This is a genomic window from Pseudomonas sp. GW821-FHT01C01 (assembly GCF_059422645.1).
Map to the genome: position 1 here is coordinate 1 of NZ_JBWKXF010000043.1, position 14,219 is coordinate 14,219.

General features: G+C 58.3%; 14 protein-coding genes. 8 read left to right on the top strand and 6 right to left on the bottom strand.

Annotated features, from left to right (window positions below; translation table 11 throughout):
- Positions 1-162: 162 nt before the first annotated feature.
- Both AC07XF_RS21735 and AC07XF_RS21740 read right to left on the bottom strand, forming a co-directional pair.
- Entirely contained in the window at positions 163-813 is a 651-nt protein-coding gene (locus AC07XF_RS21735) for an HAD family hydrolase (RefSeq protein WP_495028115.1), read from the bottom strand.
- Positions 814-839: 26 nt separating this feature from the next.
- On the bottom strand, positions 840-1,385 hold the full coding sequence (locus AC07XF_RS21740) for a gamma carbonic anhydrase family protein (protein WP_495028116.1): 546 nt from the start codon (positions 1,383-1,385) through the stop codon (positions 840-842).
- An 88-nt stretch (positions 1,386-1,473) separates the two neighbouring features.
- On the opposite strand from AC07XF_RS21740, the gene prlC reads away from it, so the two are divergent.
- Together prlC and AC07XF_RS21750 are read left to right on the top strand one after the other, a co-directional pair.
- Positions 1,474-3,525, top strand: a complete 2,052-nt coding sequence (gene prlC, locus AC07XF_RS21745) for an oligopeptidase A (RefSeq protein WP_495028117.1) — start codon at positions 1,474-1,476, stop codon at positions 3,523-3,525.
- Complete coding sequence (locus AC07XF_RS21750; protein WP_495028118.1) at positions 3,522-3,809, top strand: YheV family putative zinc ribbon protein; 288 nt, start codon at positions 3,522-3,524, stop codon at positions 3,807-3,809. Before prlC ends, AC07XF_RS21750 begins: the two co-directional genes overlap by 4 nt.
- Before the next feature lie 205 nt (positions 3,810-4,014).
- Here AC07XF_RS21750 and AC07XF_RS21755 read toward each other — a convergent pair whose 3' ends face one another.
- The 3 genes from AC07XF_RS21755 to AC07XF_RS21765 form a co-directional block, all read right to left on the bottom strand.
- Entirely contained in the window at positions 4,015-4,659 is a 645-nt protein-coding gene (locus AC07XF_RS21755; protein WP_495028119.1) for a dual specificity protein phosphatase family protein, read from the bottom strand.
- A 130-nt stretch (positions 4,660-4,789) separates the two neighbouring features.
- The gene (locus tag AC07XF_RS21760) at positions 4,790-5,338 is read right to left on the bottom strand and encodes a hypothetical protein (RefSeq protein WP_495028120.1); all 549 of its coding nucleotides are present in this window, start codon (positions 5,336-5,338) and stop codon (positions 4,790-4,792) included.
- Between the two features lie 86 nt (positions 5,339-5,424).
- Positions 5,425-5,727 carry a hypothetical protein gene (locus AC07XF_RS21765; protein ID WP_495028121.1) on the bottom strand — a complete coding sequence of 101 codons (303 nt, stop codon included), beginning with the start codon at positions 5,725-5,727 and terminating at the stop codon, positions 5,425-5,427.
- 228 nt (positions 5,728-5,955) lie between these two features.
- Between AC07XF_RS21765 and AC07XF_RS21770 the strand changes: the two genes are divergently transcribed.
- From AC07XF_RS21770 to AC07XF_RS21780, 3 genes are all read left to right on the top strand, one after another.
- Entirely contained in the window at positions 5,956-7,014 is a 1,059-nt protein-coding gene (locus tag AC07XF_RS21770; protein ID WP_495028122.1) for a PA0069 family radical SAM protein, read from the top strand.
- Between the two features lie 243 nt (positions 7,015-7,257).
- Positions 7,258-7,989: a carbonic anhydrase gene (locus AC07XF_RS21775; protein WP_495028123.1), complete on the top strand. Its 732-nt coding sequence runs from the start codon at positions 7,258-7,260 to the stop codon at positions 7,987-7,989.
- Positions 7,990-8,079: 90 nt separating this feature from the next.
- A complete protein-coding gene (locus tag AC07XF_RS21780) occupies positions 8,080-9,606 on the top strand; it encodes a SulP family inorganic anion transporter (RefSeq protein WP_495028124.1) in 1,527 nt (508 codons plus the stop codon).
- Between the two features lie 119 nt (positions 9,607-9,725).
- Here the strand turns inward: AC07XF_RS21780 and AC07XF_RS21785 are convergent, their stop codons facing one another.
- Positions 9,726-10,376 (bottom strand): hypothetical protein, encoded by a 651-nt coding sequence (locus tag AC07XF_RS21785; RefSeq protein ID WP_495028125.1) that lies wholly within the window; start codon positions 10,374-10,376, stop codon positions 9,726-9,728.
- A gap of 370 nt (positions 10,377-10,746) precedes the next feature.
- On the opposite strand from AC07XF_RS21785, the gene coxB reads away from it, so the two are divergent.
- The 3 genes from coxB (at position 10,747) to AC07XF_RS21800 (ending at position 14,217) form a co-directional block, all read left to right on the top strand.
- Positions 10,747-11,874, top strand: a complete 1,128-nt coding sequence (gene coxB, locus AC07XF_RS21790) for a cytochrome c oxidase subunit II (RefSeq protein ID WP_495028126.1) — start codon at positions 10,747-10,749, stop codon at positions 11,872-11,874.
- Between the two features lie 82 nt (positions 11,875-11,956).
- Positions 11,957-13,549: a cytochrome c oxidase subunit I gene (ctaD, locus tag AC07XF_RS21795; protein WP_495028127.1), complete on the top strand. Its 1,593-nt coding sequence runs from the start codon at positions 11,957-11,959 to the stop codon at positions 13,547-13,549.
- Positions 13,550-13,665: 116 nt separating this feature from the next.
- Positions 13,666-14,217 carry a cytochrome c oxidase assembly protein gene (locus tag AC07XF_RS21800; protein WP_495028128.1) on the top strand — a complete coding sequence of 184 codons (552 nt, stop codon included), beginning with the start codon at positions 13,666-13,668 and terminating at the stop codon, positions 14,215-14,217.
- Positions 14,218-14,219: the final 2 nt, after the last annotated feature.

Sequence of the window (14,219 nt, forward strand, 5' to 3'; positions counted from 1 at the left end):
AACCTCCAAGTTGGCGAAATCATATCGCCCTTAAGAGGTGTCCGGAATTATTAGGCCAGTTCAGCTTGCTCGCGAAGAGGGCGTGTCAGTCGACATTAACGTTGCCTGATACACCCTCTTCGCGAGCAAGCCCGCTCCCACAGTTGATTTGTGTCGGCCTTATCAGCGCTGCAAAAACGCCTGATGCAGCTCTTCCAGCGTTTCAAAGTGATACGCCGGCGCTTCGGCACTCAACTCTTCGCGGCTGCCGAACCCGTAACCCACCGCCGCCGCATCCAGGCCATTGCTGCGTGCGCCGATCAGGTCGTGCTTGCGGTCGCCGATCATCAGAGTGTTGGCCGGGTCCAGGCCTTCTTCGGCCATCAGGTGTGCGATCAGCTCGATTTTGTTGGTCCGGGTGCCATCCAGTTCACTGCCGTAAATCACTTTGAAGTGCCTGGCAAAATCGAAATGCCGGGCGATTTCCCGGGCGAATACCCACGGCTTCGAAGTGGCGATGTACAGCTGCCGCCCTTGTCCGCTCAGGGTTTCCAGTAGCGGCGTGACGCCGTCGAACACGCGGTTTTCGTAGAGGCCGGTGACCTTGAAGCGCTCGCGATAGAAATTCACCGCCTCCCAGGCGCGGGCTTCATCGAAGTCGTAGAACTGCATGAACGCCTGCAACAGCGGCGGGCCGATGAAGTGTTCAAGTTTGGCCAGGTCCGGCTCATCGATGCCCAGTTTGCTTAAGGCGAACTGGATCGAGCGGGTGATACCTTCGCGCGGGTCGGTCAGGGTGCCATCGAGGTCGAACAAAACGGTTTGGTAATGCATGTTGAATCCTGAATAACGAGGCTGGGTCAAAGCGAGTCGTAGCCTTCGGCCAGATGCAGGTCCTTGAGCTTCACGTAGTTCGCCGCGCTGTAGGTGAAAAAGGCGCGCTCCTTGTCAGTCAGCGGGCGGATCTGTTTCACCGGGCTGCCCACATACAGGAAGCCGCTTTGCAGGTGCTTGCCTGGTGGCACCAGGCTACCGGCACCGATGATCACGTCATCGTCGACCACCGCGCCGTCCATGACGATGCTGCCCATACCGATCAACACCCGGCTGCCCACCGAACAGCCATGCAGCATGACCTTGTGGGCGATGGTCACGTCATCGCCGATCAGCAACGGAAAGCCATCGGGGTTGAACGGCCCGGCATGGGTGATGTGCAACACGCAGCCATCCTGCACGCTGGTGCGCGCGCCGATGCGGATGCGGTGCATGTCGCCACGGATCACCGTCAGCGGCCAGACCGAGCTGTCTTCGCCGATTTCGACGTCGCCAATCACCACTGCCGAGCCATCGACAAAAGCGCCTTTACCCAGCAGCGGCGTGTGGTTCTGATACTTGCGAAGGTTCACGATAGGGTTTCTCTCTGTTGCTGATAGCTGCGGTGAACGTCGATTGTAATTAAGATGGCTACATGTTTCTCCAGCCAAGGTATCAACCGTGAGCGTGAACAACCCTCTTTTGCAGTCCTATGACCTGCCGCCGTTCTCCGCCATCCGCGCCGAACACGTACAACCGGCCATTGAACAGATCCTGGCTGACAACCGCGCCGCCATCGTCGAGATCCTCAAGACCCAGGCCAAACAGCCAACGTGGGCTGGCCTGGTGCTGGCGATGGATGAACTCAACGACCGCCTGGGCGCCGCCTGGAGTCCGGTCAGCCACCTCAACGCCGTGTGCAACAGCGCCGAACTGCGTGAAGCCTACGAGTCGTGCCTGCCGGCCTTGAGCGCCTATGCCACCGAATTGGGCCAGAACCGCGAACTGTTCCAGGCCTTCGAAGCCCTGGCCAGCAGTCCTGAAGCCGCTGGTTTCGAGGTGGCGCAGAAAACTATCCTGGAACACTCCCTGCGTGACTTCCGTCTGTCGGGTATCGACCTGCCGGAAGCCGAACAGAAGCGTTACGCCGAAGTACAGAGCAAGCTGTCCGAACTGGGCAGCCGTTTCTCCAACCAGTTGCTCGACGCTACTCAGGCGTGGACCAGGCACATCACCGATGAAGCCGCCCTCGCTGGCCTGACCGATTCGGCCAAGGCGCAAATGGCTGCCGCGGCTCAGGCCAAGGATCTGGACGGCTGGCTGATCACCCTGGAATTCCCGAGCTATTACGCGGTGATGACCTACGCCCAGGACCGCGCCCTGCGTGAAGAGGTCTATGCCGCGTACTGCACCCGTGCGTCGGACCAGGGGCCGAATGCCGGCCAGAACGACAACGGCCCGGTCATGGAAGAAATCCTCGACCTGCGTCAGGAACTGGCAAAACTCTTGGGGTTCAGCAGTTTCTCCGAGCTGAGCCTGGCGACCAAAATGGCCGAATCCAGCGATCAGGTGCTGAGCTTCCTGCGCGACCTGGCCAAGCGCAGCAAGCCATTCGCCGCCCAGGATCTGGAACAGCTCAAGGCCTACGCTGCCGAACAAGGCTGCCCGGATCTGCAAAGCTGGGACAGCGGTTTCTACGGCGAAAAACTCCGTGAACAGCGTTACAGCGTCGCCCAGGAAGCCCTGCGTGCTTACTTCCCGATCGACAAGGTGCTCAGCGGCCTGTTTGCCATCGTCCAGCGTCTGTACGGCATCGAGATCGCCGAACTCAAAGGCTTCGACACCTGGCACCCGGATGTGCGCCTGTTTGAAATCAAGGAAAACGGCCAGCACGTCGGCCGCTTCTTCTTCGACCTCTACGCCCGCGCCAACAAGCGTGGCGGTGCCTGGATGGACGGCGCCCGCGACCGTCGCCGCACGGCTGGCGGCGTGTTGCAAAGTCCGGTGGCGAACCTGGTGTGCAACTTCACCCCGGCCGACAGCGGCAAGCCTGCACTGCTGACCCACGATGAAGTCACCACCCTATTCCATGAATTCGGTCACGGCCTGCATCACCTGCTGACCCGCGTTGAGCATGCTGGTGTGTCCGGCATCAACGGCGTGGCTTGGGATGCCGTCGAACTGCCAAGTCAGTTCATGGAAAACTGGTGCTGGGAGCCGGAAGGTCTGGCGCTGATTTCCGGTCATTATGAAACCGGCGAACCGCTGCCTCAGGACCTGCTCGGGAAAATGCTCGCGGCGAAAAACTTCCAGTCGGGCCTGATGATGGTCCGCCAACTGGAGTTCTCGCTGTTTGACTTCGAACTGCACGCCAGCCACGGCGATGGTCGCAGTGTGCTGCAAGTACTCGAAGGCGTGCGCGACGAGGTTTCGGTCATGCGTCCGCCGGCTTACAACCGCTTCCCCAACAGCTTTGCGCACATCTTCGCCGGCGGTTATGCCGCGGGTTACTACAGCTACAAATGGGCTGAGGTGCTCTCGGCCGATGCGTTCTCGAAGTTTGAAGAGGAAGGCGTGCTCAACGCCGACACCGGTCGCGCGTTCCGCGAAGCGATCCTGGCGCGTGGCGGTTCCCAGGAACCGATGGTGCTGTTCGTCGACTTCCGTGGCCGTGAGCCATCGATTGACGCACTCTTGCGCCACAGCGGCCTGAGTGAGGACGCGGCAGCATGAGTGAGGGACCTGTGATTACGAAAAAACGCTTTATCGCCGGGGCGGTCTGCCCGGCATGCAGCGAGCCGGACAAGTTGATGATGTGGAACGAAGACCAGGTGCCGCACCGTGAGTGCGTGGCCTGCGGCTACTCCGACACACTCAATGAACAAGGGCTGTCGGTGCCCAGAGAGCTGGGTACGCGCGTCAATACGACTGCGCCGAAGGCGGCAGACACCAAAGTTCAGACGGTTCAGTTCTTCCCGAACCCGAAACTGACAAAAAAGCCTGACGAACAACACTGAGTGAAAAAGCCCCCGTTGCGTCATGCAACGGGGGGTTTTTTGGTTCCTTCACTGGTTTGGACTCGGACGCGGTCTTTTGTAGGAGCTGGCTTGCCAGCGATGGTCGTTAACGATAACGCGTGTGAACTGGATAAACGCGGCGCACTGGAGTCCATCGCCGGCAAGCCGGCTCCTACAGTTTCCCAGGATTGCGTGAAGAACTTTTTTACTCGATGTGAGCCGACTTGAACCAGCTCTTCATCGAGCACGCGGCAAACGGGCTGGTGCTGCAATCGCCGTTGGCCAGAGCCGTGCGCAGTTTTTCCACGTCGGCCTGCATCATGTAGCGAATGCCGTCCTTGAAGTGGGTACTGTCACCAAAGCCGCCCTGGGTCATTTCGTTCAGGGCCTCTTCCTTGGTCCAGCCCTGGATGACAACCCGGTACATGGCCGCCATCAGGCCGGTACGGTCGGAGCCGTGTTTGCAATGCATCAGTACCGGGCCTTTGGCTTCGGCAGACTTGATGGCGCGCAAGGCCTTGAGCACATCGGCGTCATCCACATGGTTGGTGCGATAAGGCAGCTGTACTTGAGTGATGCCTGGCGTGGACAACCAACTGGAGTCCGCTTCCGGCAGGAAGTTGATCACCGTCCCGACCTTGAGCTTCTCCAGCAGCGGCACCGCCCCTTTGTCCGGCAAGGCGCTGCGATAGAGGGTTGGCGACATTTGAAAGAGGTTGTATTGCTTCTCGACCGGTTGAGCCCAGTCTGCCGGACGGTGCATTGCGCTGTCGTCAGCAAATGCCGGTGTCAGGTTAACGAGTGCGACCAGCGACAGGCATATTGCAGATAAAAATCGTGATAGAGGCATGCTTGAGCGACCGTTCAGAAAGGGACGGGAAGATGCTGACAAGGATCAGCCATACGCGGTCAAAGGCCTGTGAGCGGACCGTCAAAGAATCGTGAAGTCCCTGCCCGGAAGTCGCTACGCCTGACCGGGCCTACAGTTCCAACTTGATGAATGCCTTGAGCAATGCCTCCAGGGCCGTCCCGTACTCATAAACCGTTCCAGTCTGAGGGTTACGGCGCGCGCCCTGAAACCGGGAACCGGAATCCAGAGACTCGGTTTCGAGAACATCGTAGCTGTAGAATTTTTGATCATCTTCATCAAGCTCCAATATCTCGACGCCTATTCGAAACTCGGGCGGGTCAGCGGGAAGGCGATAGAGATAGCCTGCGAATTCAGAAGTTATTAATGTTTGATGATAATAGGCGAGCGCGAGATTTGTCACGATACCGATATCTTTTTCGTCAATGCTATTGTCTGAATTAATATTGATGTCAGACCATGGGTCAAAGTCCAGTCTTACTGTTTTGTCGTAATTACTTACATGGAGTGTCAGAGTAGGAGCGTGGGTGAGGATATCGGGGAGGTGTTGATTTGTTGCGTCGGAATAGTTGTTTGGTCTTATTAATTTTATAAGTATTTGTACATCGTTTGATGTTTCTATTCGTTGCAAGAAAGCGCCTGTTTTGGTGAATATTGGCATTTTATCCTCGCGATTATCTTGAATGCATGCAGTCGTCCACATGCATCCGAAACGACTCTATGACAGCCGAAATCAACGGTCAGGAGTCAAGGGTTGACGATGCTGGCGTAGGCCTTGGCCAGCGCCTGCAGCTTGGCTTTGTCGGTTGCACCGATGGTCCCGTCTCCATCGACATCCTTGCCAACGGACCTGATACTGAACGAACTTCCACGGTCTGTGGAAACAGCCGTGTAAAACTCCGAGTCGACCAAACTTTCAACTTGGGTTTCATTTTCCGCGTCCCAACTTAGTTCTTTTCGAGCCAGTTGTAGCGAAACCAGTGTATTGGGCTCCGAAGGACTTGGTTGCATAAGTTGCAGGAAGATACCGCGCTGATTGAAGAAAGACATTAATAAATCCTTTTATTAGTTTGCTGTTGAGGGTGTTGCTTGTTGGGTTGAATATACGGGCGGGTATTGAATTCAGCCACTGACTATATGTTTCCTTAGTTTTCTCTTCGTTTGTTGGACAAGTAAGCTAATGACAACGACCATGCTGCCAGATGAAGGGCTGAGCGGTACTGGTCGCCAGGTGCGGTGTCGGTTACTGTATGGATATACAGATAAAGGAGTCCGCCGATGGTTAGCTCTCTGCCTCCCCGTGGCCGCGGCACCGCAACCAACCCGCACAACCGCTTCGCCCCCAGCCATTCGGTGACTGAGGACGACGGCTGGTACCAGGAAGTACCGCTCACCCAGGGCACCGAGGTGCGCATTGAAACGGCGAAAACCATCATTACCCGTAACACGTCGCCGGATTTGCCCTTCGATCGCTCGATCAATCCCTATCGCGGCTGCGAGCACGGTTGCATTTATTGCTATGCGCGCCCCAGTCACGCCTATTGGGACATGTCACCGGGGCTGGATTTCGAGACAAAACTGATCGCCAAGACCAACGCCGTGGATGTGCTGGAGGAGCAGCTGTCCAAGCGTGGCTATCAATGTGCACCGATCAACCTCGGTTCCAACACCGATCCGTATCAGCCGATCGAGCGTGAATACAAGATCACCCGGCAAACCCTCGAGGTACTCCTGCGTTACCGGCACCCGGTGACCATCGTCACCAAGGGCTCGCTGATTCTTCGCGACCTGGACCTTCTGACCGAGCTTGCCAGCCAAAGACTGGTGGCGGTAATGATCAGCCTGACCACCCTGGACGACGAACTCAAGCGCATCCTCGAACCGCGCGCCGCAGCGCCCAAGGCCCGGTTGCGGGCGATCAGGGTCATGCGCGATGCAGGCATTCCGGTGGGCGTGCTGTGTTCACCGATGATTCCGATGATCAACGACAGTGAGCTCGAAAGCCTGCTCGCCGAGGCCCATGCGGCCGGGGCGCAAAGTGCTGCTTACATGATGTTGCGCCTGCCGCTGGAAGTGGCGCCGCTGTTCGAAGAATGGCTGGGTGCCCACTATCCGCAACGGGCGGCGCATGTGCTGAGCCTGATTCGCCAGAGCCGTGGCGGTGAACTCTACGACAGCCGCTTTGGCGCTCGAATGCGCGGCGAAGGCCCCTTCGCCGACCTGCTGGCACAGCGCTTTGCCAAAACCATCAAGCGCCTGGGGCTCAATCGACGGGAAGGCTTTAACCTGGATTGCGACGCCTTTTGTCCGCCGGGTCGCCAGATGTCATTGATTTGAGGACAATTGGCCTATGGTTGAGTACTGAAGATCACGCTCACGCATTAGGCCGGTCACGTTTTTTGTGACCTGGAACACACGTCCTAGAGCGTTTCATTCAGTTTCAATTAAGATTCGGTCGCTAACTTGTTCATCGAGTGACTGATGGGTCGAGATGTTTGACCTGGATGTTTTTCAACCAGCCACTGGCTTCACACCGGACAACACGGGATGGCTCCCTGAGCCCGTCAATGAGGATGAATCATGAGTGATAAGGATAAACAGCCGTTGGCTGCATCGGCTTCGCCCGAACCCGAGGCGGAAACCGCCGATGCAGCGTTGCAGCATATCGTTGACGGTTTTTTGCATTTTCATCATGAGATCTTTCCCCAGCAGGAAGAGCTCTTCAAGAAACTCGCCACGGCCCAGCGGCCGCGAGCGATGTTCATCGCCTGCGCCGATTCACGCATCGTTCCCGAATTGATCACCCAAAGCTCCCCAGGCGATCTTTTCGTGACCCGCAATGTCGGTAACGTCGTACCACCTTACGGGCAAATGAACGGTGGTGTTTCCACGGCCATCGAGTACGCCGTACTGGCTCTGGGAGTGCATCACATCATCATTTGCGGGCACTCCGATTGCGGCGCCATGCGCGCGGTGCTTAACCCGCAAAGCCTGGAAAAAATGCCCACGGTCAAAGCCTGGCTGCGTCATGCCGAAGTGGCCAAGACCATGGTGCAGGAGAACTGCAACTGCTCTAACGAAAGCGAAAGCATGCACATCCTTACCGAAGAGAATGTGATCGCCCAGTTGCAGCATCTGCGCACCCATCCGTCGGTGGCCTCGCGCATGGCCAACGGTCAGCTGTTTATTCACGGCTGGGTCTACAACATCGAAACCAGCGAAATCAAAGCCTACGACGCCGATCAAGGCTGTTTCCTGCCGCTCAATGGCAGCCTGCCAATTCCTGTGGCGACGCCCAAAGCGCGCTTCTAAATCCTCCTAAATCGTTGTGTGGTTCAGTCGAGGCTGCCGTTCAGGCAGCCTGGCTTTGCCATGCCTGAAGAAAACTTCGGGAGACTCACCATGCGTGCTGCTCGACTCAAAGCTGTTCTGCCACGGGAGCTGCTGGCTTCGGTGGTTGTGTTTCTGGTTGCCCTGCCCCTGTGCATGGGCATCGCGATTGCTTCGGGGCTGCCTCCGGCCAAAGGTCTGATCACCGGCATCATTGGTGGCCTGGTAGTCGGTTGGTTGGCCGGCTCGCCGCTGCAAGTCAGCGGCCCGGCGGCGGGCCTGGCGGTTCTGGTATTCGAACTGGTTCGCCAACACGGTATCGCCATGCTCGGGCCCATTCTGGTGTTGGCGGGTTTGCTGCAACTGTTGGCCGGTCGTTTGAAGCTGGGTTGCTGGTTTCGGGTGACGGCGCCTGCGGTGGTGTACGGCATGCTGGCGGGGATTGGCGTGCTGATCATCCTGTCTCAGGTGCATGTGATGCTGGATGCGGTGCCCAAACCTTCGGGCCTGGATAACTTGGCAGCCTTCCCGGCGGCACTGGCTCAGGCGTTGCCCACGGTTGGCTGGCAAGCCGGTTTGCTCGGTTTGTCGACGATTGCCGTCATGTGGTTGTGGGAAAAACTCCGTCCGCAACCCCTGCGCTTCATTCCCGGGGCGCTACTCGGCGTCGGTCTGGCCACGCTTGCCAGCCTGGTGCTGGCGTTGCAGGTCAAACGGGTTGAGGTGCCGGCCAACCTGGCGGAGGCCATCGACTGGCTGAAACCGGCGGATCTGCTCAACCTGGCGGATCCGACCTTGCTGATCGCCGCGTTTGCAGTGGCCTTCATCGCCAGCGCCGAAACCTTGCTCTCGGCCGCGGCGGTTGACCGCATGCACAGCGGCCAGCGCTCGGACTTTGACCGGGAATTGTCGGCGCAAGGTATCGGCAACATGCTGTGTGGCCTGCTTGGGGCGTTGCCGATGACCGGCGTTATCGTGCGCAGTTCGGCGAATGTTCAGGCCGGAGCAACCACGCGCTTTTCAACCATTTTCCATGGCCTGTGGCTGCTGGCGTTCGTGCTGTTGCTGTCCAGTGTCCTGCAAAGCATTCCGGTGGCGAGCCTGGCGGGCGTGCTGGTGTATACCGGTTTCAAACTGGTGGACCTCAAGGTCTTTCGCGGCTTGGGCCGGTATGGTCGGGCGCCGATGTTCACTTACGCGGCAACGGCGCTGGCCATCGTTTTCACGGACCTGCTGACGGGTGTGTTGATTGGCTTCGGCCTGACGCTGGTGAAACTGGCGCTCAAAGCCTCGCGCTTGAAAATAAGCCTGGTCGACCTGCCTCAGGAAGGGGAAATGGAGTTGCGTCTGGTGGGCGCGGCGACCTTCCTCAAAGTGCCGGCGCTGACTCAGGTACTGGGCAGCATTGCGCCGGGTACGACGGTGCATGTGCCGCTCAATAACCTGAGCTACATCGATCACTCGTGTCTGGAGCTGCTGGAGGAATGGGGGCGGGCGAATGCGGCCAAGGGGTCGAAGCTTTTGATCGAATCGCGGGGATTGAAGCGTCGGCTTGAGGGGCGGGTGCGTACCAACACAGGAATTGGTGCGGCCGGGTAGATAACACTGTGGGAGCGGGCTTGCTCGCGAAAGCGGTCGATCAGCCAGTTCATCTGCTGAAGGGTTAACCGAGTTCGCGAGCAAGCCCGCTCCCACAGGGGATTGTGTTTACCGGTGGATCAAGCCGCCGGCTGATCCAGCTCCAGGCCTACGCCCAAACGGCGGGACATGCACGGCCAGCGTTTCCACGCGGCGCCAGTGTCCGGGCTGTTGAGCTTCTCACGGTAGGCTTCCACCGATTCCAGCGCGAAGCTTTCGTCGTTGAGCATCTCGTCAAAGGCGTGATGCACCACCTCATCCAGTTGGTTGGCAAATTCCTCACCGATCAATTGGTGAGCAATCAGGTTGGCGACAGTCATGTCCAAGGGGATCAGTGGCTGGCCGAAATGCTTGATGTACAGGTCGTTGACCTCTTCGACAAAGCGGTGCGCCAGATAGGCTTCATCCAGCAGGCTGTCGAGCCCGACATGGCCGGCCATGATGGCTGGCGGCTGGAGGAAGTACTGCTCGGCGATATTCAGCACCGGTTTGATCTGTGACTCGATGCCCGCTTCCCTGGCGACGTCATTGGCTGCGTCCAGCAGATCGGGTACTTCTTCGATGTAGGCGGCGACAAACCGTGTCAGTACGCCGTTGGTATCGATCTCCGGCAATTGGATCGTCGGGTGTAGATGGGGCAGTTTACTTTCCAGCTGACGCGTCAGCAGGCCGGTCTCGGCTTCGTGTTGTTGGGCTTTTTGGATCTGCTCGCGCAATGCGGCGGTGTTCATGAAAACTCCAGGAAACAAGGCAATGAAATAGGGAAGACATAACTTAGCTGGCTTACGAAAAATGCTAAGACGCATTTGTCATAATTATTTCATCCTTGAGACAGAGCCGTTATATCGATTAGCCACCACTCGTCTGCATCCTTCTCCATTCGTGCCCTGCAAAGCAAGTTAATGCTGTTTCAGATGATTTACGCCTTCGCGTTGCGAGGTCAGAGGTGCTGTCTATACTCGGGTTGGAATGGAGTTAGCTGATGACGCCCGACTGCATATGCAGCAAGGCGCGGCGATTCAAGTTCGTAGTCTGATGCAGCCGCTCCCTTGCCGCAGGTGAAAGCCGGCGGGATAACAAGAACGATAAGGGGAACCCGCAATGATGCGACATCCACATGTCTGGATGGGCCTCCTGTTGTGGTCGATTTTCGGTCAGGCGCAAGCGGCCTGGACTGTGAATATGGCGCCTGGAGCGACTGAAATCAGTCACGCAGTATTCGACCTGCACATGACCATTTTCTGGATCTGTGTGGTGATCGGCATCCTCGTTTTCGGTGCCATGTTCTGGTCAATGATTCTCCACCGCCGCTCGACAGGGCAGGTGGCCGCCAAGTTTCATGAAAGCACCACCGTCGAAATCCTCTGGACCATCGTGCCCTTCCTGATCCTGGTGGCCATGGCGATTCCCGCTACCGCGACGCTGATCAAGATGTACGACGCCAGCGAGCCGGAGATCGATATCCAGATCACCGGCTACCAGTGGAAGTGGCATTACAAATACCTGGGCCAGGACGTCGAGTTCTTCAGCAACCTGACCACCCCCCAGGATCAAATCCACAACAAGGAAACCAAGGGCGAGCACTACCTGCTCGAAGTCGACAAGCCATTGGTGCTGCCGGTCGGTACCAAGGTGCGCTTCCTGGTGACCTCCGCCGACGTGATCCACTCCTGGTGGGTGCCGGCTTTCGCGGTCAAGCGCGACGCGATTCCCGGGTTCGTCAATGAAGCCTGGACCCGCATCGACAAGCCCGGCATCTACCGTGGCCAGTGCGCCGAGTTGTGCGGCAAGGATCACGGCTTCATGCCGACCGTGGTCGAGGTCAAGGAAAAGGCCGATTACGAAAAATGGCTGGCCGATCGCAAGACCGAGGCCGCGCAGCTCAAAGAGCTGACCAGCAAGGAATGGACACTCGACGAGCTCAAGGATCGCGGCGACAAGATCTATCACACCACCTGCGTGGCCTGTCACCAGGCTGAAGGCCAGGGCCTGCCGCCGATGTTCCCGGCACTCAAGGGCTCGAAAATCGCCACCGGACCGAAAGACGCACACCTGAGCATTGTTTTCCACGGCAAGCCCGGCACCGCCATGGCGGCGTTCGGCAAGCAGCTTTCGGAAGTCGATATCGCAGCGGTCGTGACCTACGAACGTAACGCCTGGGGCAACAACAAGGGCGATATGGTCACTCCCAAAGAAGTGCTGGAGTTGAAACAGGCGGAAAGCAAATGACCCGGTCTATTGCGTACTTGAGGAACCGGTCGGGGCAGCTCGCCCCGGTCTGCCCAGCCCATCTGTTTGCAGGAGACAGGACATGACTGCTGTAATCGATGAACATGTTCATACCGCCACCGAGCACGCCCACGGTCCTGCCAAAGGCCTCATGCGCTGGGTGCTGACCACCAACCACAAGGACATCGGCACGCTGTACCTGTGGTTTGCATTTTCCATGTTCCTGCTCGGCGGCTCGTTCGCCATGGTGATTCGCGCCGAGCTGTTCCAGCCGGGGCTGCAGATCGTCCAGCCGGAATTCTTCAACCAGATGACCACCATGCACGGTCTGGTGATGGTCTTCGGTGCCGTGATGCCGGCCTTCGTCGGCCTCGCCAACTGGATGGTTCCGCTGATGATCGGCGCACCGGACATGGCGTTGCCACGGATGAACAACTTCAGCTTCTGGCTGCTGCCGGCGGCGTTTCTTCTGCTGGTATCGACCCTGTTCACTCCCGGCGGCGGACCGAACTTCGGCTGGACGTTCTACGCGCCGCTGTCGACCACCTACGCGCCGGAAAGCGTGACCTTCTTCATCTTTGCCATTCACTTGATGGGGATCAGTTCGATCATGGGCGCGATCAACGTGATCGCCACCATCCTCAACCTGCGTGCCCCCGGCATGACACTGATGAAAATGCCGCTGTTCGTCTGGACCTGGCTGATCACCGCTTTCCTGCTGATCGCGGTGATGCCGGTACTGGCCGGTTGCGTGACGATGATGTTGATGGACATCCACTTCGGCACCAGCTTCTTCAGCGCCGCCGGTGGCGGTGACCCGGTGCTGTTCCAGCATGTGTTCTGGTTCTTCGGTCACCCCGAGGTGTACATCATGATCCTGCCGGCCTTCGGTGCCGTCAGCTCGATCATTCCGGCGTTCTCGCGCAAGCCATTGTTTGGTTACACGTCGATGGTCTACGCCACGGCGAGTATCGCGTTCCTGTCGTTCATCGTCTGGGCGCACCACATGTTCGTGGTCGGCATTCCGCTGGTGGGCGAGCTGTTCTTCATGTACGCCACACTGCTGATCGCTGTGCCGACGGGCGTGAAGGTGTTCAACTGGGCCAGCACCATGTGGCAAGGCTCACTGACCTTCGAGACACCGATGCTGTTCGCCGTGGCGTTCGTGATCCTGTTCACCATCGGCGGTTTTTCCGGGCTGATGCTGGCCATCGCCCCGGCGGACTTCCAGTACCAGGACACCTACTTCGTGGTCGCGCACTTCCACTACGTGCTGGTGCCGGGGGCAATCTTTGGGATCTTCGCCTCCGCCTACTACTGGATGCCGAAATGGACCGGCCACATGTACGACGAAACCCTCGGCAAGCTGCATTTCTGGCTGTCGTTCATCGGTATGAACATGGCCTTTTTCCCGATGCACTTCGTGGGACTGGCGGGCATGCCGCGACGGATCCCGGACTACAACCTGCAATTCGCCGACTTCAACATGGTGTCGTCGATCGGCGCATTCATGTTCGGTGCCACGCAGATCTTCTTCCTGTTCATCGTGATCAAGACCATTCGCGGCGGCCCGCCGGCACCGGCCAAACCGTGGGATGGGGCCGAAGGCCTGGAGTGGAGCATCCCGTCGCCGGCGCCGTATCACACCTTCACCACGCCGCCGGAAGTGAAATGAACCGCCTCGGCCCTGTAGGAGCTGGCTTGCCAGCGAAGGACTCAACTCGGTGTGTCAGACATACCGGTTTCGCTGGCAAGCCAGCTCCTACAGGGTCCCGGCAGAGGTTATGAATCATGGCTGACTCGATTTCGCTGAAGAAACTGGTCACCCGTCTATTGCTGGTAGTGGGAGCAATGTTTGTGTTCGGGTTTGCGCTGGTGCCGATCTACGACGTGATGTGCAAAGCCTTCGGCATCAATGGCAAGACCGCCGGGCAGTACGAGGGTGAGCAGACGGTCGACACCTCGCGGCAGGTGCGCGTGCAGTTTCTGTCGACCAATACCGCCGACATGCCCTGGGATTTCTATCCCAAGGGTGAGGAATTGACGGCCAACCCTGGGGCGGTGAACGAGATGATCTTCATCGCTCACAACCCAACCGATAAACCGATGAGCGCCCAGGCTGTGCCAAGCATCGCGCCCAGCACTGCCGCCGCGTACTTCCACAAGACCGAATGTTTCTGCTTCACCCAGCAAGTGCTGCAGCCCGGTCAACGAATCGAGATGCCGGTACGTTTCATCGTTGACCGTGACATGCCCAAGGAAGTGAAGCACCTGACGCTGTCTTACACGCTGTTCGATATCACCGCCCGACATCCACCGGTAGCTGTAAACACTGGCGGCTGAGC